The 21,259-nt window shown below is 44.3% G+C and carries 12 protein-coding genes; 5 read left to right on the top strand and 7 right to left on the bottom strand.

The window, feature by feature from the left end; all coding sequences use genetic code 11:
* The first annotated feature begins 2 nt into the window (after window positions 1–2).
* Together nifJ and DW182_RS00235 are read left to right on the top strand one after the other, a co-directional pair.
* Window positions 3–3,557 (top strand): pyruvate:ferredoxin (flavodoxin) oxidoreductase, encoded by a 3,555-nt coding sequence (gene nifJ, locus DW182_RS00240; RefSeq protein ID WP_118294284.1) that lies wholly within the window; start codon window positions 3–5, stop codon window positions 3,555–3,557.
* Window positions 3,558–3,663: 106 nt separating this feature from the next.
* Complete coding sequence (locus tag DW182_RS00235) at window positions 3,664–3,852, top strand: hypothetical protein (RefSeq protein ID WP_118294283.1); 189 nt, start codon at window positions 3,664–3,666, stop codon at window positions 3,850–3,852.
* 79 nt (window positions 3,853–3,931) lie between these two features.
* On the opposite strand, the gene DW182_RS00230 is transcribed toward DW182_RS00235, so the two are convergent.
* The 4 genes from DW182_RS00230 to DW182_RS00215 all read right to left on the bottom strand — a co-directional run bounded on the left by DW182_RS00230 (window position 3,932) and on the right by DW182_RS00215 (window position 10,841).
* Window positions 3,932–4,816, bottom strand: a complete 885-nt coding sequence (locus DW182_RS00230) for a PfkB family carbohydrate kinase (protein ID WP_118294282.1) — start codon at window positions 4,814–4,816, stop codon at window positions 3,932–3,934.
* 66 nt (window positions 4,817–4,882) lie between these two features.
* Window positions 4,883–7,648, bottom strand: coding sequence for a substrate-binding domain-containing protein (locus DW182_RS00225; protein ID WP_118294521.1), 2,766 nt, complete (start codon window positions 7,646–7,648; stop codon window positions 4,883–4,885).
* Between the two features lie 34 nt (window positions 7,649–7,682).
* Window positions 7,683–8,525, bottom strand: a complete 843-nt coding sequence (locus DW182_RS00220) for a hypothetical protein (protein ID WP_147400088.1) — start codon at window positions 8,523–8,525, stop codon at window positions 7,683–7,685.
* A gap of 126 nt (window positions 8,526–8,651) precedes the next feature.
* Window positions 8,652–10,841: an alpha-galactosidase gene (locus DW182_RS00215; protein ID WP_118294280.1), complete on the bottom strand. Its 2,190-nt coding sequence runs from the start codon at window positions 10,839–10,841 to the stop codon at window positions 8,652–8,654.
* Between the two features lie 351 nt (window positions 10,842–11,192).
* Between DW182_RS00215 and DW182_RS00210 the strand changes: the two genes are divergently transcribed.
* Window positions 11,193–12,617, top strand: a complete 1,425-nt coding sequence (locus DW182_RS00210; RefSeq protein WP_115501534.1) for an MAC/perforin domain-containing protein — start codon at window positions 11,193–11,195, stop codon at window positions 12,615–12,617.
* A 100-nt stretch (window positions 12,618–12,717) separates the two neighbouring features.
* On the opposite strand, the gene DW182_RS00205 is transcribed toward DW182_RS00210, so the two are convergent.
* Window positions 12,718–13,605, bottom strand: a complete 888-nt coding sequence (locus tag DW182_RS00205) for a carbohydrate kinase (RefSeq protein ID WP_115501533.1) — start codon at window positions 13,603–13,605, stop codon at window positions 12,718–12,720.
* Between the two features lie 35 nt (window positions 13,606–13,640).
* Entirely contained in the window at window positions 13,641–14,819 is a 1,179-nt protein-coding gene (locus DW182_RS00200; RefSeq protein WP_118294279.1) for an MFS transporter, read from the bottom strand.
* Between the two features lie 205 nt (window positions 14,820–15,024).
* Here DW182_RS00200 and DW182_RS00195 point away from each other — a divergent pair, with 205 nt between their 5' ends.
* Complete coding sequence (locus DW182_RS00195; protein WP_118294278.1) at window positions 15,025–15,897, top strand: aldose 1-epimerase family protein; 873 nt, start codon at window positions 15,025–15,027, stop codon at window positions 15,895–15,897.
* A 160-nt stretch (window positions 15,898–16,057) separates the two neighbouring features.
* On the opposite strand, the gene DW182_RS00190 is transcribed toward DW182_RS00195, so the two are convergent.
* Entirely contained in the window at window positions 16,058–17,860 is a 1,803-nt protein-coding gene (locus tag DW182_RS00190) for a GH32 C-terminal domain-containing protein (RefSeq protein WP_118294277.1), read from the bottom strand.
* Window positions 17,861–18,204: 344 nt separating this feature from the next.
* On the opposite strand from DW182_RS00190, the gene DW182_RS00185 reads away from it, so the two are divergent.
* Window positions 18,205–21,258 carry a SusC/RagA family TonB-linked outer membrane protein gene (locus DW182_RS00185; RefSeq protein WP_370449791.1) on the top strand — a complete coding sequence of 1,018 codons (3,054 nt, stop codon included), beginning with the start codon at window positions 18,205–18,207 and terminating at the stop codon, window positions 21,256–21,258.
* Window position 21,259 lies beyond the last annotated feature (1 nt).

Genomic DNA, 21,259 nt, shown 5'->3' with positions numbered 1-21,259 from the left:
TTATGACTAAACAGAAGAAATTCATTACTTGTGATGGTAACCAGGCTGCTGCGCATATCTCGTATATGTTCTCAGAAGTAGCTGCTATCTATCCCATCACTCCCTCTTCTACGATGGCTGAGTACGTAGACGAATGGGCTGCCGCAGGACGCAAAAACATCTTCGGCGAAACAGTATTGGTACAGGAAATGCAATCAGAAGCCGGTGCTGCCGGAGCCGTTCACGGTTCATTGCAAGCTGGTGCACTGACAACTACTTACACTGCATCTCAAGGTCTGTTGTTGATGATCCCGAATATGTACAAGATTGCCGGTGAATTCCTGCCTTGCGTATTCCACGTATCAGCTCGTACACTGGCTTCTCATGCTCTGTGTATCTTTGGTGACCACCAAGACGTTATGTCCACCCGTATGACTGGTTTTGCTATGTTGGCAGAAGGTTCTGTACAGGAAGTTATGGACCTGGCCGGTGTTGCTCATCTGGCTACCATCAAGAGCCGCGTACCGTTCGTAAACTTCTTCGACGGTTTCCGCACTTCTCACGAAATCCAGAAGATCGAAATGCTGGAAAACGAAGACCTTGCTCCGCTTATCGATCAGGAAGCTTTGGCTGAGTTCCGTGCCCGCGCACTGAATCCGATGAATCCGGTTGCACGTGGTATGGCTGAAAACCCCGACCACTTCTTCCAACACCGTGAATCATGCAACAACTACTATGAAACAGTTCCTGCTATTGTAGAAGAATACATGAACGAACTGTCTAAAATCACAGGACGTAAATACGGCTTGTTCGATTACTACGGTGCTGAAGACGCAGAACGCGTCATCATCGCTATGGGTTCTGTAACCGAGGCTGCCCGTGAAGCTATCGACCACTTGATGGCTAATGGCGAAAAGGTAGGTATGGTTGCCGTACACTTGTATCGTCCGTTCTCTGCTAAGCACTTCCTGGCTGCTGTGCCTAAGACTGCTAAGACTATTGCAGTTCTTGACCGTACGAAGGAACCGGGTGCTAACGGCGAACCGTTGTACCTCGATGTAAAAGACTGCTATTATGGTGCAGCTGATGCTCCGGTAATCGTAGGCGGCCGTTACGGTTTGGGTTCTAAGGACACTACTCCTGCTCAAATCATTGCCGTATTCAAGAATCTGGCTATGCCGATGCCGAAGAACCACTTCACTATCGGTATCGTGGACGACGTAACCTTCACTTCACTTCCTCAGGAAGAAGAAATCGCATTGGGCGGCGAAGGCATGTTCGAAGCTAAATTCTACGGACTGGGCGCTGACGGTACAGTAGGTGCTAACAAGAACTCTGTAAAAATCATCGGTGACAACACCGACAAACACTGCCAGGCTTACTTCTCATACGACTCTAAGAAGTCAGGTGGTTTCACTTGTTCTCACTTGCGTTTCGGTGATACCCCGATCCGTTCTACATACTTGGTAAATACTCCGAACTTTGTGGCTTGCCACGTTCAGGCTTACCTGCACATGTATGATGTAACCCGCGGTTTGCGTAAGAACGGTTCTTTCTTGCTGAACACAATCTGGGAAGGCGAAGAACTGGCTAAGAACCTGCCGAACAAGGTGAAGAAGTATTTTGCACAAAACAATATCACTGTTTACTATATCAACGCTACTCAGATTGCACAGGAAATCGGTCTGGGCAACCGCACCAACACTATCCTGCAATCAGCATTCTTCCGCATCACAGGCGTAATTCCTGTCGACCTAGCTGTAGAGCAGATGAAGAAGTTCATCGTTAAGTCTTACGGCAAGAAGGGTGAAGACATCGTAAACAAGAACTATGCTGCCGTTGACCGTGGCGGTGAATACAAGCAACTGGCTGTTGATCCGGCTTGGGCTAACCTTGGTGACGACGCTAAGGCTGAAAACAACGATCCCGCATTCATCAACGAAGTAGTTCGTCCGATCAATGCACAGGACGGTGACTTGCTGCCAGTATCTGCATTCAAAGGTATCGAAGACGGTACTTGGTATCAAGGTACAGCTAAATACGAAAAACGTGGTGTAGCTGCTTTCGTACCTGAATGGAATGCTGAAAACTGTATCCAGTGTAACAAGTGTGCTTATGTTTGTCCTCACGCTGCCATCCGTCCGTTCGTACTCGATGCCGAAGAGCAGAAAGGTGCGAACTTCACTCAACTGAAAGCAGTAGGTAAAGCATTCGAAGGCATGACATTCCGTATGCAGGTCGACGTTCTCGACTGTCTGGGTTGCGGTAACTGTGCCGACATCTGTCCGGGCAACCCGAAGAAGGGTGGCAAGGCTCTGACCATGAAGCATCTGGAAGGCCAATTGCCGGAAGCTGCCAACTGGACTTACTGCACCGAAAACGTGAAGAGCAAACAACATCTGGTTGACATCAAGGCCAACGTGAAGAATTCCCAGTTCGCAACTCCGCTGTTCGAGTTCTCAGGCGCTTGCTCAGGTTGTGGTGAAACTCCGTACGTAAAACTGATTTCCCAATTGTTCGGCGACCGCGAAATGGTGGCTAACGCTACAGGATGTTCTTCTATCTACTCAGGTTCTGTTCCTTCTACTCCTTATACCAAGAACGAAAAGGGTCACGGTCCTGCATGGGCTAACTCACTGTTCGAGGACTTCTGCGAATTCGGTCTGGGTATGGAACTCGCTAACGAGAAGATGCGTGCCCGCATCGTGAAAGTAATGCAGGAAGCCATTGCAGCCGACTGCACTCCGACAGATGCCAAAGCCCTGTTCGGCGAATGGATTGAAAACATGTACGATGCAGACAAGACGAAGGAACTGGCTGAAAAGATCATTCCTATCGTTGAAGCCGGTAAAGACAAGTGTAACCACTGCAAACAAATCGCAGAATTGTCACAATATCTGGTAAAACGCAGCCAGTGGATCATCGGTGGTGACGGTGCTTCTTATGACATAGGTTACGGCGGTCTCGACCATGTAATCGCAAGCGGCAAGGACGTTAACATCTTGGTATTGGATACTGAGGTTTACTCTAACACAGGTGGTCAGTCTTCTAAGGCTACTCCGGTAGGCGCTATCGCTAAGTTTGCTGCTTCCGGTAAGCGTGTACGCAAGAAAGACCTGGGTCTGATGGCTACTACTTACGGTTATGTATATGTTGCTCAGATTTCCATGGGTGCTGATCAGGCTCAAACTCTGAAAGCTCTCCGCGAAGCTGAAGCATATCCCGGTCCGTCACTTATCATTGCCTACGCTCCGTGTATCAACCACGGCCTGAAAGCAGGTATGGGTAAGAGCCAGGCAGAAGAAGAAAAAGCTGTTAAGTGCGGTTACTGGCACTTGTGGCGTTACAACCCGGCTTTGGAAGCTGAAGGCAAGAATCCTTTCACGCTGGATAGCAAAGAACCGGATTGGAGCGGATTCCAAGACTTCCTGAAGGGTGAGGTTCGTTACGCTTCTGTAATGAAACAATATCCTGCAGAAGCAGCCGAACTGTTCCAAGCTGCCGAAGACAATGCTAAATGGCGTTACAACAGCTACAAGCGTTTGTCTAAGGGAAATTGGGGTGCTGACGCCGAATAATTTCGATAATTATTGAAATAGAAATAATTGACTCTGAAAAATGAAGGCTGCACCATGAACTGGATGTAGCCTTTATTTGTTTTAAAATCAATAAACAACAAACATTATGATCGGATTTATTATTTGGATTATTGGCTTGATACTTGCAATCAAAGCCGTATTGGAAATTATGAAATGGAACGTGGATGGAGTGAAAAAACTATTAGTTGCCATCCTTGTATTACTGACTAGCTGGATAGGTCTGGCTGTCTATTACTTCTGGGGAAGAGACAATCTACCACAGATGTTGAAATAAGCAAATATTGTTGTAAACTGTAGTATCTCAAATTTCTCTCCTCCCCGGGAGAAGAATTTGAGATACTATTTGATTGATATTATTGACTGATAACTGTTCCTATCAGTTCCAGAACTTCCTCTTCCGTTCCACTGAACGGACCATAGCTTTGCAACTTTACCGAACACATAGCGGCAGCAAAGCAACCGGCCTCCTGATAAGAAGCGCCTTTATTACGCATATACAAATAACCAGCCATATACGTATCCCCACAACCGGTGGCATCCGCCACGTTCTCTACCGGATAGGCAGGTATTTCATAAAAACGATTGTCCACGTAAATAAGCGAGCCTTTATCTCCTAAAGTCAATAAAACTTCCTTCACACCCCAAGCAGCCAGTTTGAGTGCGGCATCATAAGGGTCTGCGCACTGCGTAAGCATTTCCATCTCATGTTCATTGGCCTTCAGGATATGAATATACTTCAAAGCTTCCTCCTTTTCAGTCCAATCCACCGCCAGCACTTCTTCCCCCTGCACTTCACGTAAATAGCCTTGCACATCAAGAGAGAGCAAACCTTTGCCCGCAAGAGATTTAATGACCTCCAACGAGAAATCATCCGCCAACAGACTACCCAAGTGGTAAATGCGGGCATTCACATCCTGCAAACTTTCAACTGTAAAAGGATCTGCTTTTGCTGTCACCCGTTGTTTCCGTTCGTTGGTATCCTCACCATAGATATTCTCAAAGCAGATAGAACGGGCACTGGAAAGCACTTTCACTTCGATGTTTTGCTTCCTCAAATCATCCACCACCGACATCTCACTATCCGCCAGGGCAGTGACAAGTTGGAATCCTTCCGTACTCAGATGTTTGATGGCATGTGCAAAATAGAAAGATGTTCCCCCTGGCATGTGCACTGTCTTTTTCGGAGTAACTACTTTATCCAAAGTAATATATCCAATGCAACAAAGATTGTATTTCATAAAACGTCTATTCCTGTTTCAGACTACAAAAGTAGGTAATTATTATTATTTCCTACCCTTGTAAAGCTATAATTTCTTTCTCTTTAAGAAATCCGTAGGACTTTCACCGAATTGCTCCTTGTAACACTTCGTGAAATAAGAGGGAGAAGAGAAACCAACCTCGTATGCAATCTCCGCAATCGTCATCTCCGAAGAAGCAAGCAGAGAAGCCGCCTTTTTGAGGCGTGCCTGACGCAGCAGTTCATTGGGCGCATAGTTGGTGAGTGACTTCAACTTACGGTAAAGTTGCACGCGGCTCAGCCCCATATCTTTGCCTAAGTCTTCCACATTCAGTTCCGCGTCTCCCATCTTCTCTTCCACAAGAGCCTTGAAACGGGAAACGAAATCCTTATCCATATCGCTGATATTCTCTTTCGCCAACGTCTGGTTATCACCAAAAAACTGTCGAAGCTGACGACGGGAATCTATCAGATTACGGATGCGGGACAAGAGCAACTGCGAATTGAAAGGCTTGGAGATATAAGAGTCTGCACCTCCATTGTATCCCTGGATGCGTTGCTCGTCGAGCGAACAGGCAGTGAGAAGAATGACAGGGATATGGCAAGTCTGCAATTCCGTTTTCAGGCGGCGGCAACACTCCACGCCATCCATACCGGGCATCATTACATCGGAAACAATCACATCGGGGACGTACTTCATGGCAAGGCGTATGCCTGTAGCTGCTTCCGGTGCGTCCAGTACCTGATATTCTTCGGCAAGCAGCGTCTTTACATAATGACGGATATCGGCATTATCATCAATAACCAATACTGTGGGACGTCCCGTTGCTCCTGCCTCCTCTTCATCAGCCGATAACTCGCTTTCCACTAACGTAGCAGAAACTTCCGTCTCTCCGGCAGGCAGCGTCACCACGGTAGGATGATATTGGGAAATGCTCTGAGCCGGAAGAAGGACGGTAAATGTCGTTCCCTTTTCATCACTCTGAGCTGTGATTTGCCCGCCATGCATCTCCACAAAGGCGCGTACAAGAGCCAGTCCGATGCCTGTACCCGCCTGATGACCATCTATCTGATAGAAACGCTCAAAGATGGCATCCACTTCCTGGGAAGAAACGTAGCTGCCGGAGTTGAAGACGGAGAAGCGAAGACTCGCGACATCGGCTTGCAGGCTCACGACTATCTTTCCATTCTCAGGGGTATACTTCACGGCATTGGACAACAGGTTGAAGTAGATGCGCTCTATCTTCTCGCAGTCCGCCATGATGCGGAAATCCGCATCGGGCATGGCTTCGAAGGAGAAAGAGATATGTTTTTTCAGCAGGGCCATGCGGAAGGAATCGTTCCAGCTACGAAAATTGCTCAACAGGTCGAAAGGCTCCAGATGGAGTTCCATACGCCCGTTCTCTACTTTACGGAAATCGAGGATTTGATTGACGAGACGAAGAAGGATATTAACGTTCTTCTTCATCAGTTCCAATAACTGACGGGAATGTTCCCCGAGGGATTTATCAGCAAGAAGCTGGTTAATGGGGTCGGCAATCAGCGTCAGCGGAGTACGGAAATCATGAGAAACATTGGTAAAGAACACCAGCTTGGCGTGAGTGGCCGCTTCCAATTCATGGGAAAGTTGTTCCAACTGCTCCTTTTGCTGGATAAGTTGCTCCTTCTGTTGCGTCAACTGTTGCTTCTGTTCTTCGAGTTTCTCCTTCTGCCGGGAGAGTTCCCGATTCAGGCGGTTCTTGGTGCGCAGCGAAAGGTAAACGGCAACCAACAGACCGACAACCAACAGGAGCACTAACAGACTACCGAACAGCACCACCTGCTGCGTAGCATAGCGGTCAAGATAATGATTCATCTTTCCGTTCAGCGTCTCTATTTTTCCGTCAAGGGTGGCGATATGTGTGGTCTGCATCTGCATAATCTGGGCATTGGTACTGTCCACAGCAGAGGTATTTAATATCGTTTCGCGCGGGAAGTCACGTTTATTCAGAATGTCCATTGCTATCTGTATCACCCGGTCGCCACCGGTGGGATAAATAAATGTGGCATCCAGTTCGCCCTTCAACACCTGTTCCACACCATATCCTTCGCCGGACAGGGCATCCGTACCAATGAAACGCATCTCCCCCGCCCTGCCTTTCTGCCGGGCAACAGCGTAGGCACCTGCCGCCATCCGGTCGTTCTGGGCATACACCACATCTATCTGAGGGAAGTGTGCCAGCAAGGTATCCATTTTCTGCCCTGCTTCGGAGCGTAACCATCCGGCATCTTCACGCCCCAGGAGCTTGATGCCGGGGTAAGGGGAAATGGCAGAGACAAAGCCCTGATGTCGGTCTATCGCCGATGTGGAACCGGTCAAGCCTGATATTTCCACTACATTTCCTTTTCCCTGGAGCATATTAACCACGTAGCGGCCTATCGCTTTTCCTATCTCATAATTGTCCGCACCGATATAAGCGGTATATTTATCGGAAAGTATCTTGCGGTCGAATACAATAACGGGAATGCCACGGTCGTATGCTTCTTCCACCACCGGGGTGATGGGGGCGGCTTCGTTGGGAGCAATGACTAATAAGTCCACCCCTTCCTCAATGAAATTGCGAATGTCCTCTATCTGACGGGCATTATCATCCTTCACGGTGCGGATGTCGATTTCCACTTCATCATAGAAGAGTGCTTCGCGCAGCATCTCGTTATTCATCTGGTGGCGCCACTCATCGTCGCTGCACTGGGATACCCCGATACGGAAACGGGGTTCATGCCGGGCGCACGAAGCTGCCAGCCCGAAGAGGGAAAGTAAAGTTAGCAACAAGTAAACATTGTATCTTCTCATTGTCTTTTCGGTTGTTTTAAGTATCATAGAGAAATCAGAAACTCAGTCCTTTTTCACGACCGTGATTATAGACGTCTTCCAGTCCGTTGCCTGCAATGGTATAGAAATCGACTCCCACCTCTTTCAAGTCATGGTCAGGCTTTATAAAACGGATGGTGGAGTCATTAATCCGGGCAGGAATTTCTTCGTCTGAGAAGAGATCAAAAGTCACTTTTTCTTTTTCAGTGCAGATGCAGATGATCTCTTTGTATCCCAATTCGGCAAGGGGAACAACGGGACAAATGGAAGTATAACTACCGTCTACGTACGGTTTATTGTTGATAAATGCGGGAATGTTCCAGGCGTGAAGCATGCGGGTGGTGGCATAGGCCACTTCATTTAGGTTTTCTTTGGTCAGTAGCGCAGTCCGCTCATCAGAATGGGTATCAAACATCTGCAATTCGAGATTCCGGTTTTTCCATTCCGGTTTATGACGCAGGGCATTTATCAGCAACATTTGTCCCAGACGTCTGGCTCCGTCCGATTGAGTGACTTGGGCGGCTTCTTCGTTTTTCACAAAACTGGTTGCCACCAACAGGCGGGCGGCTTGCGGGTTCCACAGATTGTTCTTAATCTCTGCCGATAGCCGTTGAATGGATTGCAGCATAGCACCGCTTTGGTTGCCTTCGGCCTGACTCGTTGTATACCCATCACTCCACAAGGAAAGGTCTAATGCACTCACTTTATTAAATGCCGCAAAGGCTGCTATCAAGACGGAAGAGGAACAGGATGCATACGCTTTCGCCCTTATTCCTTTCTCCTCAAAAGCTCTCAGAACACCATGCGTAAACACATTCTTATATCCACCGGACATACAACATATAGCGATATCATCCATATTTTTTAGGGTATTAGTATCGCAAATATATAAATAAATTGCACTATAACAGTGCAATTTATTGAATATTCTGCACTATGACAGTGCAAATCAAGATAATGAAAGAAAAACGCCGTCAGCCGCCTGTTATTGAGCAGTCAGTTCAATAACACGGCTTTGAGTTTGTCCTAAACCAAATACATCCAGACCGACTTTCATCAGATAATCACCGGAATATACTTTTCCATTAGCTGCCAATCCGGAACTTGCAGCAGGCATCAGGTTGATTTCTTCCACTTTATACTGTTTATTCGGGTCCAAACCTTGCAATTTCACCGCCAACAGTTTTTCCTGAAAGCGCGGATGAATGTCATAAGCAAACAGAACCGCCTTGTTTGTATCTTTGCTTACATAGTTCAGCGCCATATGATTCCCTTCGTACGGAGAAACCAAACGATACTGGTCACCGTCCATTATAGCGTTTTGGAGACGTTTCCAGTTGGCTACCGCTGTCTGGCAATAAGTCAGTTCATCGGCAGTAAGTTCTTTCAGACCAATATCGAAACCAAGTTTGCACATGGAGGCCACGTCGGTACGGAACTTTATGGAAGTCGCCTTGTTCCAACTCGTCACATGAGCATCCATAGCCTTTACTGGAAAGAACTGGGAGAAGCCCCATTGAATATAGGCACGTTCCACCGGATCGGTATTGTCACTGCACCAGAATTCCGTGAAGTACTTCAATGCTTCGTAATCGCAACGCGCACCGCCACCGGAGCAAAGCATCATCGGGACATCAGGATAGGTAGCTTTCACACGTTTCAGAACATTATAGATACCGCGGACATGATCAATATACAACTGTCCCTGCTTATTCTTCAAATATGGGGAATAAATATTGGTAATGGGACTGTTGCAATCCCACTTGAAGAAAGCAACATCGGGGTTTTCTTTCATAATATTCTCTACAACACCATATACATGGTCCTGCACTTTGGGGTTGCTGAGATCCAGTACCAGCTGGTTACGATAATAATACGTAGCACGATTAGGCAGCATGATCGCCCAATCCGGATGTTTCTCGAAGAGTTCACTCTTTGGATTCACCATTTCAGGCTCAATCCAGATACCAAACTTCACATCTGCATCTTTAGCAGCTTTCACCAGAGCCGGAATACCGCCGGGCAATTTATTATGATTCACATCCCAGTCTCCCAAACCTGCATGATCATTTTTACGGGGATATTTGTTCGCAAACCACCCGTCGTCCAATAAGAACATATCTACACCCAGATATTTGGCTTCCTTCATTAATTCAGCCAGTATCTCCTGATTAAAGTTAAAGCCTGTATTTTCCCAGTTATTCAGAAGAGTCAGACGACTACCTTTGCCATCTTTCAAACTATAGTTACGTGCCCACTCATGGAGATTCCGGCTACCTTTCCCTGCACCGTCATAGCTTAAAGTGAAGATAAATTCAGGGGTAGTAAACACTTCATTCGGTTTCAACTTATAGTTCGAAGCATAAGGATTGATGCCAGGGATTACGCGAAGGTTTCCTACATTGTCTACCTCAAAAGTGAAACGGAAATTACCGGTCCAGCCCAATGTACCCATCAATACGCTTCCCTGATCTTCTCTGACCGGTTGATCCAGTCCTACTTCAAAGAAAGGATGCGTATGCATAGCGGCACGACTCCCCAACTTCGTATCGATCACTTTCTTACCGAACTGTAACTGTTGGCTGCTCATTTGTGCTTCCTTCGCCCAGTCACTACTAAACTCAGTCAGGTAATAAGCTGAATTATTGAAATAAAGCATGGTAGAGGCATAGGTCGAAAGCATTACAGGTTTCTTCTCCTGATGTATGATTTCGCTCCAGGTCTTGATAACGTTTTCCTTCGGATAAGCCACATAATGCAGAGTGACGTCTACCGGATACTTGTCGTCACGCAGATTGATCACAGTCTCCGTACCGCCGTCAACCGCCTTAGAGGAAGAAGAAACATAATACAGAATAGTGGACGGATTACCATCGTTATGAGTAATAGCAATGGCCGGTTCAAAATAATCTTCATTACCTGAACCACTATATACTTCCCAACCACGCCGACTTACACTACCATCGGCACCTGCATGGATACTCCAGCTAAAATTATTCAAATCCTGTTCATGCAGTAGCTTTTCACCTAAATAAGTTTGATATAGACGACCATTATCGCCTACTTGAAGCACCAGATCAGTATTGTCCGTAGAAATGCGGATCGCTTTGTTTTCCGCTGCATGAGTATACAATAAAGTAGCGCATGCAAAAAGGGTTACAAGTAATTTTTTCATGGTATACAATCAATTTAGTTACAAAAATATATTAATTAAAATTAGAATGAAAGATTTGCACTGAATTCCAGCGTAAACAGATGCAAATAGTTGTCACTCATATCTAAAGTCGCCCTCCTATTCTATTCACCACAAACTATTTATAATCATTGGAGCGTAGTAAAGAATAAGGTTAAGATAAGAGATTGTTTTGAAAAGTAGGTATAGGAACTTTGTCAGCGATGTAAATTCGTTTATAATATAAGACAAGACACTTTTTCTTAAAGAAAAGGCGTGTACCCATTGCCTTTTCAAATACTTCTGCTACTTTTGTCAACATATACAAGATAACAACTGGAAAACTATTGTTTTATGAAAAAACTATTCTATTTTGCCATTTCGATATGCATGTTATATGCATGTTCCTCAGATTCAGATTTCAGCCCAGAAGATGAAACTACTTCTGATGTCTATGAATTCAAAACTATTCCTGACAAGGAAGTCGTTTTTAAAACCTATCCGACCAATATGAAACAAATTCTTGGTGCTGGCTATGATGTTACCGCTGATAACTTAAGCCCCGAGGCCATAAAAGCACCTATTATAGATCTGGATAAGTTAGCAAACAGCGATATATATGACTTCACCCGTATGAAGGCAACCTCTACTGAATCCAAAGACTACGCCGGAGAAAATGCAACAGCGTTCCTTACCAACATTAGCAATAGCCTGATACTGGAAGACGTAAACTCCAAGAACGTTCTCTCCATAGGTACCATTCTCAAGCATAAAGAATTCCAGTCTGACTACAACCATTCTTCACAATATTCTTTTGCCTCCTGCGAACAGCTTTTTACAGCGGAGCGCTGGTACTTCTCACCGTTTTATATCTCAGAAAAATATAAATACAGATACCTCACTCAGGAATTTGAAAATGATGTGACCAGTCTGACAGCAGAAAATATCATAAACAAATATGGCACACACTTTTTAATAGATGTTTGCATAGGAGCACGATTCAGAGGACTTTACCGGACAACAGTACCTACAGCGACATCGGCAACCGATATTGTAAAAATCACCTTAGTCAGTGCTTTGACAAAAATGGCCCAGCAAGGCTTTTCTACCGGAAGCAGTGTCGGCGGATGGGAAGAGGAAGTGGCACAAAGCATAGGAGGACAACTTATCTTCGAATTCTACGGAGGAAATACCACCTTATTGCCTTCACTGCCGACAACCGCCGACCTTAACACCTGGTTGAAGTCCTTCAATGAAGAAAATTACACTTTAACGAAAATCACTCAAAACAAAGTCCTTCCTATTTATGATATGATAAAAGATGCCACCAAAAGAAAACAAGTGAAAGATGCCATAGAAAAATATATTTCCAACCAAAAGTTATCATCGGTCTCTACAACTCCGTTACTTCAGGCTTGGAATGGCAAAAATCACACATACGATACGTCTTATTTAGATATTGTAACGCACTCCAACAAAAAATATGAAGGAGCCGTTTGTTCCATCTACAAACAGCAAAGAACAAATACTGTACCTCTGTATTTATATAGCAACGGACAAAAACAACGTTTATCCGTAGAGTCATTACGAGCCGATACCGGATGGCAACTGGAAAAAGAATTGGGATATGTATATACTTTACCCGTAGACGGAGCCATTCCTCTATACGAAGCAGCAAACGAAAATGATTATTGTTACACTACAGAAGACAAACAGGAATATGGAATAGAAGGAAGTTGGAAGAAAACAGGTATTGTATGCTACACAATGCCCTTATAACATCAAATTACTTGCCATACAAATGAATCTCCTTTGCCATTACTATATCAGAATAGTAATGGCAAAGGAGAAAACAATCTAATTGCAACCTTTCAGGTACTTACTCTAACCGGCTCTTAAAAGCATAGGGTAATTCCGGCATAGCCCCACTCTGTGTACAAACATAAGCAGAAACTTCTACGGCCAGTTTATGTGCTTCAGGAACGGATTTTCCACTAAGTATGGCAGATGTGAAAGCAGCAGTAAATGAATCACCCGCTCCCACAGTATCGGCAACAGGAACTTTCGGTGTGTCCTGATAAGATACTACGCCCGGGGTAAATACATAGCTGCCATTGGTTCCACAAGTCAGAATCAGCATCTTCAGATTGTATTTAGCCAAAAGTATCCAGCATTTATCCTGTAAATCGATACCCGGATAACCAAAGATGCGGCTGATTGTTACCAATTCCTCATCATTGATTTTAAGGATATTGCAACGACGCATAGATTCGCAAAGAATCTCCTTCGTATAAAATCCCTGGCGAAGATTAATATCGAAAATCTTAATCTGATCTTCTCCGTCAGGCATCGTATCCAAAAAGCACTGGATAGTAGCCCTACTCACAGGACTGCGTTGAGCCAGAGAACCGAAACAAACGGCACGAGTAGAAAGAGCCAGCCGTTTCAAATCGTCCGTAAAAGGTATATTGTCCCAAGCTACCCCCTCTTTAATTTCATAACAAGGTACACCGACAGAATCAAGAGTAACCTGTACCGTACCCGTAGGATAATCCACCTGCTCTATCTGGCAAGTCAGTTTCTTTTGAGCAAAAACATCCAATATTTCCCGTCCGTCAGCATCACGCCCTACAGCACTTACTACACGACTGTCAAAACCAAACTGTGACACATGATAAGCAAAATTGGCAGGTGCACCACCTATTTTCTTTCCTTCGGGCAGCACATCCCAAAGTGCTTCACCCATTCCTACGATAATTTTATTCATGATACTTGTTAGATTTATGATTTACTATTTATGATTTATGACGCATGAGTAATTGTCTTATTGATTTTCAATGTGTAATACAGCAGATAAAGTACACCGACTGTCATTACCACTACTGCACCGCTTTGTCCTACTGCATCACTTGCCAGTCCCATTGCCAATGGAAACACAGTTCCACCAAAAAGGCCCATAATCATCAGACCGGAAACTTCATTCTTCTTGCCGGGCATATACAGCAATGCCTGCGAAAAGACAATCGAGAATATATTTGAGTTACCATAACCTATCAATGCAATACAAATATAAATAGATGTTTTTGAATGAAAAACAAAAAGCCCTATCATTGCCAATAACATCATAAAACTACTGATAGCAAAGAACGATTTGGCATTCATCTTTCTCAAAATGAAAGAACCTGTAAAGCAACCTGCCGTACGGAATATAAAATAAAGGCTGATAGCAAACGCAGCATCATCCAATCCCATGCCCAAGCGTTCCATTAAAATCTTAGGTGCAGTAGTATTCGTACCCACATCAATTCCTACATGACACATAATGCCGATGAAAGAAAGCAGAATAAACGGTTTGCCCAATAGAGCTAAACACTGACTAAATGTAGAAGGTTTGCCTTCTTCTTTTTCTTCAGCGATCTGTGTCTGCCCTAACAGTAAAACAGCGATTACAGCAATAACCATATAAATAGGGAATAGTACCCGCCAACCCAGACCAAAGGATGGAATAGCCTGCGTAGCTCCCCACATAGCAATGTAAGGTGCAAGAAACGAGGCTATCGCTTTCACAAACTGTCCAAAGGTTAGACTACTTGCCAGTCGGTCACCTCTGACAATATTGGAAAGTAACGGATTCAGTGAAGTCTGCATAAGCGCGTTGCCGATACCTAATAAAGAGAAAGAAATCAGCATAAGCGTATAACTATCGCCGAAAACCGGTAATAATAAAGAAGCAAAGGTCACCAGCAAACTAAGAAGTACCGTCTTTTTCTGTCCGATACGACTCATCAGCATACCTGTCGGTACGGAAAAGATCAAAAACCAGAAGAAAACCAGCGAGGGAAAGATGTTAGCCTGAGAATCCGTCAGGCCTAAATCAGCTTTTACATAGTTGGAGGCAATGCCTACCAGATCAACAAATCCCATGGCGAAGAAACAAAGCATCACCGGGAAGAGCTTGGATAACGAAGAATTTGATTTCATGGTTGTATGGTATTAATTTAAGTATTTCTTGCTCGGGAAAGCACGTTGCAAAGGAAGCGAATACCACGACAACGGGATAACAATTTTGTTACAAAGAATATCAATTATGATACAAGACTGTTTTTTAGCCGTATTTAAACCCTATTATCGTCCTTTTTAGCTACTTTTGTACGAGTATATACAGCAAACTCATAAATAAATCATTATGGAAATACTCTTTAACGGAAAACTTAGTATCGAGGTCTCTGCACATGGAGCCGAATTGTGCAGTATTTTCTCTAATGGAAAAGAATATCTGTGGCAAGCAGACCCCGCATTTTGGAAACGTCATTCACCGGTGCTCTTTCCTATCGTAGGAAGTGTGTGGGAAAATGAATATCGCAATGAAGGTACAACCTATGCCCTTACACAGCATGGATTTGCCCGCGACATGGAATTTACGCTCATATTAGAGCATGACGATGAAGTGCGTTACCAACTTGTCAGCAACGAAGAAACACTCAAGAAATACCCCTTTCCATTTTGTCTTGAAATTGGTTATCGCATCCATGGCAAGAAAATCGATGTAACATGGGAAGTGAAGAATACCGGAGAAAAAGAAATGCATTTCCAGATTGGAGCACACCCGGCATTCTGTTATCCGGATTTCGATGCAGCTACAGAAGAACGGGGGTTCTTTGGCTTTGGAAAAAAGAACAGCCTGAAATATATCCTCATTTCCGAAAAGGGCTGCGCTGATCCGGATACCAAATATTCGTTGAATTTAACTGATGGACTGTTACCTTTAGATATACATACTTTTGATAAAGATGCACTGATATTAGAAAACAGTCAGGTACGGCAGGTTACTTTATATAATAAGGATAAACAACCCTACCTCAGCCTGCATTTCAATGCACCTGTAGTCGGTTTGTGGTCACCCCCTTCCAAGAATGCTCCATTTGTCTGTATAGAACCGTGGTATGGTCGTTGTGACAGAGCACACTATACAGGAGAATATAAAGAAAAGGATTGGATGCAGCATCTGCAACCCGAAGAAATATTCAGAGGAAAATACACTATTGAAATAGAGGAATAAAAGAGAAATAGACCAATCGGCCTATCATATCCATACCAACTCCGTATCAAAGCCGTACCAACTCCGTGTCTGGTCCAAACGCTTAGGTACGGAGCAAATACGGAGTTGGTACGGCTTTGGTGTAGATTAGGGATGGTAAAAGAGGTAAAACAGACTAATTTTACTTCAATTTATAAACCTTGAACGAACTTACCGTATAGCTTCCACCTTTAGCATAGAAACTGATGCGGTTATAAGGTTCCGATGGAAATACAAGGTTTGTCATTGCAAAACGTCCGTCATCTCCAAATGCTTCAATACTCGATTTATCAATAAAAAGACGTAATGTCATTTCCGAATTATCCTCTATTGAGGCAAAAGTCACTATCGGAAAATCCTGACTGAATGATACGATTCCACTTTTACTACGGTCCATCGCAAATTTCTTCTCAACCAGATTATAATAGATATCCACTTCTTCTCCTTTTGAATTGAATAGTTGGAAACCTACAATCTCAGCATTCCGGTTCTTAATTGTCATTTCAATTTCATATGTACCCGTATTATCGGAAAGCAGCTTATCCAGGTTATAGGTACGGTCCACTTTGAAGGAACGTTTCTTTTCTTCTTTTCCACGCAGTTTCAGCAATTCTTTAGCAGGAGAAGATTTCAGATATGTTTCACCGGCCGAAGTATAGAGGCTCAAGTCACGAGGAATAGAGTTACCACTGCGATATTGAGTAGTAGGTACATTGTTGGCATATTGCCAGTTGCTCATCCACGCCAATGCAATATGACGCCCTTCGGGTACATTGCTCCAGGTCACGGTAGCATAATGATCCTTTCCCCAGTCCATCCATTTAGTAGCTTTGGATGATTCATTTACAAACCTCTTTCCATCAAAAGTACCTACAAAATATTGGGTAGCGCTACCGCCGAAAGGCCCTCCGGGGTTAATGTTACAAATCAATACCCACTTCTTCAGTTCAGTACCCTCGATGGGCAATTCAATCAGATCAGGACATTCCCATACGCCGCCATGAGCACCCTGGCCTTCACCAAAACTACTTTCATAAGACCAGTCTTTCAGATTAGCAGAAGAATAGATTTGCATTTCCTGTCCCACAGCAAGAATCATAATCCATTTATCGGTAGCATTGTGCCAGAATACTTTCGGATCGCGGAAGTCACGCTGGGTGGAGGTCAAGATAGGATTACGTGCATACTTATTGAATGTCCTACCATTATCCAGACTATAAGCCATGCTCTGCACCTGACGATCGCTGGCCGAAGTATAGAAAGCTACGATTGCACCGGCACCAAAGCCTGCCGTATTATCTTTATCAACCACACATGAACCACTGAATATGGTTCCCAATGCATCAGGTGCAATGGCTACCGGCTGATGTTCCCAACTTACAAGGTCTGTACTAGTGGCATGTCCCCAATGCATATTTCCCCACATTGAACCATAAGGATTGTATTGATAGAACAGATGGTAAACACCATCTTTATACACCATGCCATTCGGATCATTCATCCAGCCATATTGGGGAGTAAAGTGATAAAGCGGACGGAAGTTCTCACGGTTTGTCGTATCAAACTCATCAGAAAGCTTCATTTCATCCCAGCAAATAGCCGTATCAGGAATCAACTGGAAGTTAAAGGAAAGTGATTTATTATCAAATCCGGAGAGATCTACTGGAACAAAGTAGTCTACCTTATTTATAGCCAGACGAACATTCATGTTGCGTACTACATCATTGTCTGCTATCATATACAGTTTTGCTTCCGGAGAAGCCTCCTCTACGGGAAGCAACAGGAATTTCTTTTGATTTTCAATCTGGACAATGCTCTGTCCGTCACCTAAATGTTTAATCACGAAAGGAGGGTTAATAGCTTGGCACGAAAAGACCGACCAAATTGTACCTATTATAAAGGTAAGGGTCCATCGCACGGTCAACAAATTGTTTTTTAAATTCATGATGTTTTTGGGTATTACATTTAATTAATAATGGGTTGCTCGGGAAAGCACTTTGCAAAGGAAGCCAATAAAAAAGAAACAGCCTGCTATTTATGTTTCATAAGCTGGTAATTTTGATACCTACCTTTTATTTTGTTACAAATATGTCAGCATATGAAACATAAATTACAGCCTCTTATCATAGAATTCCTTTTATTTGCAACATCAAAACATCACTCGGGAAAGCATGTTTTGAGAGGTAATCCACAGCGATTACAAAATGAAAAGCATATTAATTAAAATCTAAAAACATGGAAGGCATAAAAAGATCGCTTCTATTTGCACTCTTTCTTATTATATGTACAATGGTTCAGGCCCAACGCCTGACTGTACAAGGAAAAGTGGTTTCCAAGACTGACGGAGAGCCTATTATTGGCGCAACCGTCATAGAGACTAACCAGACAGGCAACGGTACCATAACTAATATTGACGGTGACTTTACACTATCTGTACCACAAGGTGCAGAACTGACTATTTCGTATATCGGCTTCAAAACAGTGAATGTGGAAGCACAAGCTACACTAAACATTACCCTGGAAGAAGAATCCGAATTACTACAGGAAATTGTAGTCACAGGCTATACCACTCAACGCAAAGCTGACCTGACCGGAGCGATATCCGTAGTTAGCATGGATGAAATTGCCAAGCAAAATGAAAATAATCCAATTAAAGCATTGCAAGGACGTGTACCGGGTATGAACATCACAGCCGACGGTAATCCCAGTGGAAATGCCACAGTACGTATCCGCGGTATTGGAACTCTGAACAACAATGACCCTCTTTATATTATTGATGGTGTCCCTACCAAATCGGGTATGCACGAACTGAACGGTAATGACATTGAATCCATTCAGGTATTGAAGGACGCAGCTTCTGCTTCTATCTATGGTTCGCGTGCTGCAAACGGTGTTATCATCATCACTACGAAGAAAGGTAAAGAAGGGCAGATAAAGATTAACTTCGATGCTTCTATCGCCGCTTCCATGTATACCAATAAGATGGAAGTACTAAATGCAGAAGAATATGGTCGTGCCATGTGGCAGGCTTACGTAAACGAAGGGCAGGACCCCAATACCAATGCACTGGGTTATAAGTATAGTTGGGGTTACGATGCAAACGGTTATCCTCAACTGAACAACATCAGCATGTCCAAATATTTGGATTCCGCCAACACTGTGCCGGCTGCCGATACTGACTGGTTTGACGAAACCACCCGTACAGGTATTATCCAGCAGTACAATGTATCAGTAAGCAACGGTTCGGAAAAGGGATCTTCTTTCTTCTCACTGGGTTATTATAAGAATATAGGTATCATTAAAGACAGCGACTTTGAACGTTTCTCTGCCCGTATGAACTCTGATTACAACCTGATTGGTAAATTCCTGACCATAGGAGAACATTTCACCCTGAACCGTACTTCGGAAGTACAGGCACCGGGCGGATTCCTGCAGAATGTATTGCAATTCAATCCTTCACTGCCGGTTTATGATATCAATGGAGAATATGCCGGTCCGGTAGGTGGATACCCTGACCGCGAAAACCCCGTGGCAAGACTGGATCGTAACTCCGATAATCGCTATACTTACTGGCGTATGTTTGGTGATGCCTACATTAATCTCAATCCCTTCAAAGGATTCAATGTACGCTCCACCTTCGGATTGGATTATGCACAAAAATCACAACGCATCTTCACCTATCCCATCACCGAAGGTAATGTGACAAATGATAAGAATGCCGTAGAAGCCAAGCAAGAACACTGGACGAAATGGATGTGGAATGCCATCGCTACCTACAATCTGGAAATTGGCAAACACCGTGGTGACGCCATGGTCGGTATGGAGTTGAACCGCGAAGACGATATCAATTTTTCGGGTTATAAAGAAGACTATTCCATCCTGACGCCTGACTATATGTGGCCGAATGCCGGTTCCGGTACGGCTCAAGCTTATGGCTCGGGTGAAGGTTATTCACTGGTTTCTTTCTTCGGAAAACTGAATTATACGTATAATGATAAATATCTGCTCTCTATGACAGTACGCCGTGACGGTTCTTCACGTTTCGGTAAGAATAACCGCTATGCCACATTCCCTTCCTTCTCACTGGGATGGCGCCTGAACCGTGAAAAGTTCATGCAGAGCCTCAGTTGGATTGACGACCTGAAAGTCCGCGGCTCATGGGGCCAGACCGGTAACCAGGAAATCTCGAACATTGCCCGCTATACTATTTACGTTCCCAACTACGGTGTGACAGAATCAGGCGGTCAAAGCTACGGTACTTCCTATGACATTGCCGGAACCAATGGCGGCAGTATCCTTCAGTCCGGATTCAAACGTAACCAAATTGGTAACGATAACATCAAATGGGAAACAACCACACAGATCAACCTGGGCCTTGATTTCTCAATTCTCAAACAATCTCTTTACGGCTCATTCGACTGGTTCTACAAAAAGACAACGGATATCCTAGTACAGATGGCTGGTATCGCCGCTATGGGCGAAGGAAGCAGCCAATGGATCAATGCTGGAGAAATGAAGAACGTGGGCGTTGAACTGAATCTCGGTTATCGTAATCAAACTGCATTCGGATTGAAGTATGACCTGAATGCCAACATAGCCACTTACCGGAATGAAATTACAAAACTGCCTACTACAGTAGCAGCCAATGGTACTTTCGGAGGTAACGGTGTACAAAGCGTAATCGGACATGGCAATGGTTCACAAGTTGGTTATGTAGCCGACGGCATCTTCAAATCACAGGAAGAGATTGATAACCACGCCACTCAGGAAGGTGCCGGAATAGGCCGTATCCGCTGGCGCGACCTGGATCACAACGGCATCATCAACGAGAAAGACCAACAATGGATTTATGATCCGACACCAGACTTCAGCTATGGTCTGAACATCTACCTTGAATACAAGAATTTCGACCTCACCATGTTCTGGCAAGGTGTTCAGGGAGTAGACGTTATCAGCGACCTGAAGAAAGAGACAGACCTTTGGAGTGGACTCAACATTGGTTTCCTGAACAAAGGTAAGCGAGTACTCAATGCATGGTCGCCCACCAACCCGAACTCTACCATTCCTGCATTGTCGCGCAGCGATACAAACAATGAGAAGCGTGTTTCCACTTATTTCGTTGAGAATGGTTCATTCTTGAAGTTACGCAATATACAGTTGGGCTACAACGTTCCGAAAACCTTTGCCCAGAAGATGAAGATGGAGCGCCTGCGCTTCTACCTGAGTGCACAGAACGTATTCACCATCAAGAGTAAGGAATTCACCGGAGTAGATCCTGAAAATGCCAACTATGGCTACCCCATCCCGATAAATATAACTTTCGGTATTAATGTAGGCTTTTAAC

This window comes from Bacteroides sp. AM16-24 (assembly GCF_003471885.1).
Lineage (GTDB): Bacteria > Bacteroidota > Bacteroidia > Bacteroidales > Bacteroidaceae > Bacteroides.
The sequence above is the reverse complement of the archived record's forward strand: the minus strand, read 5'-3'. Positions and strand labels throughout refer to the sequence as shown.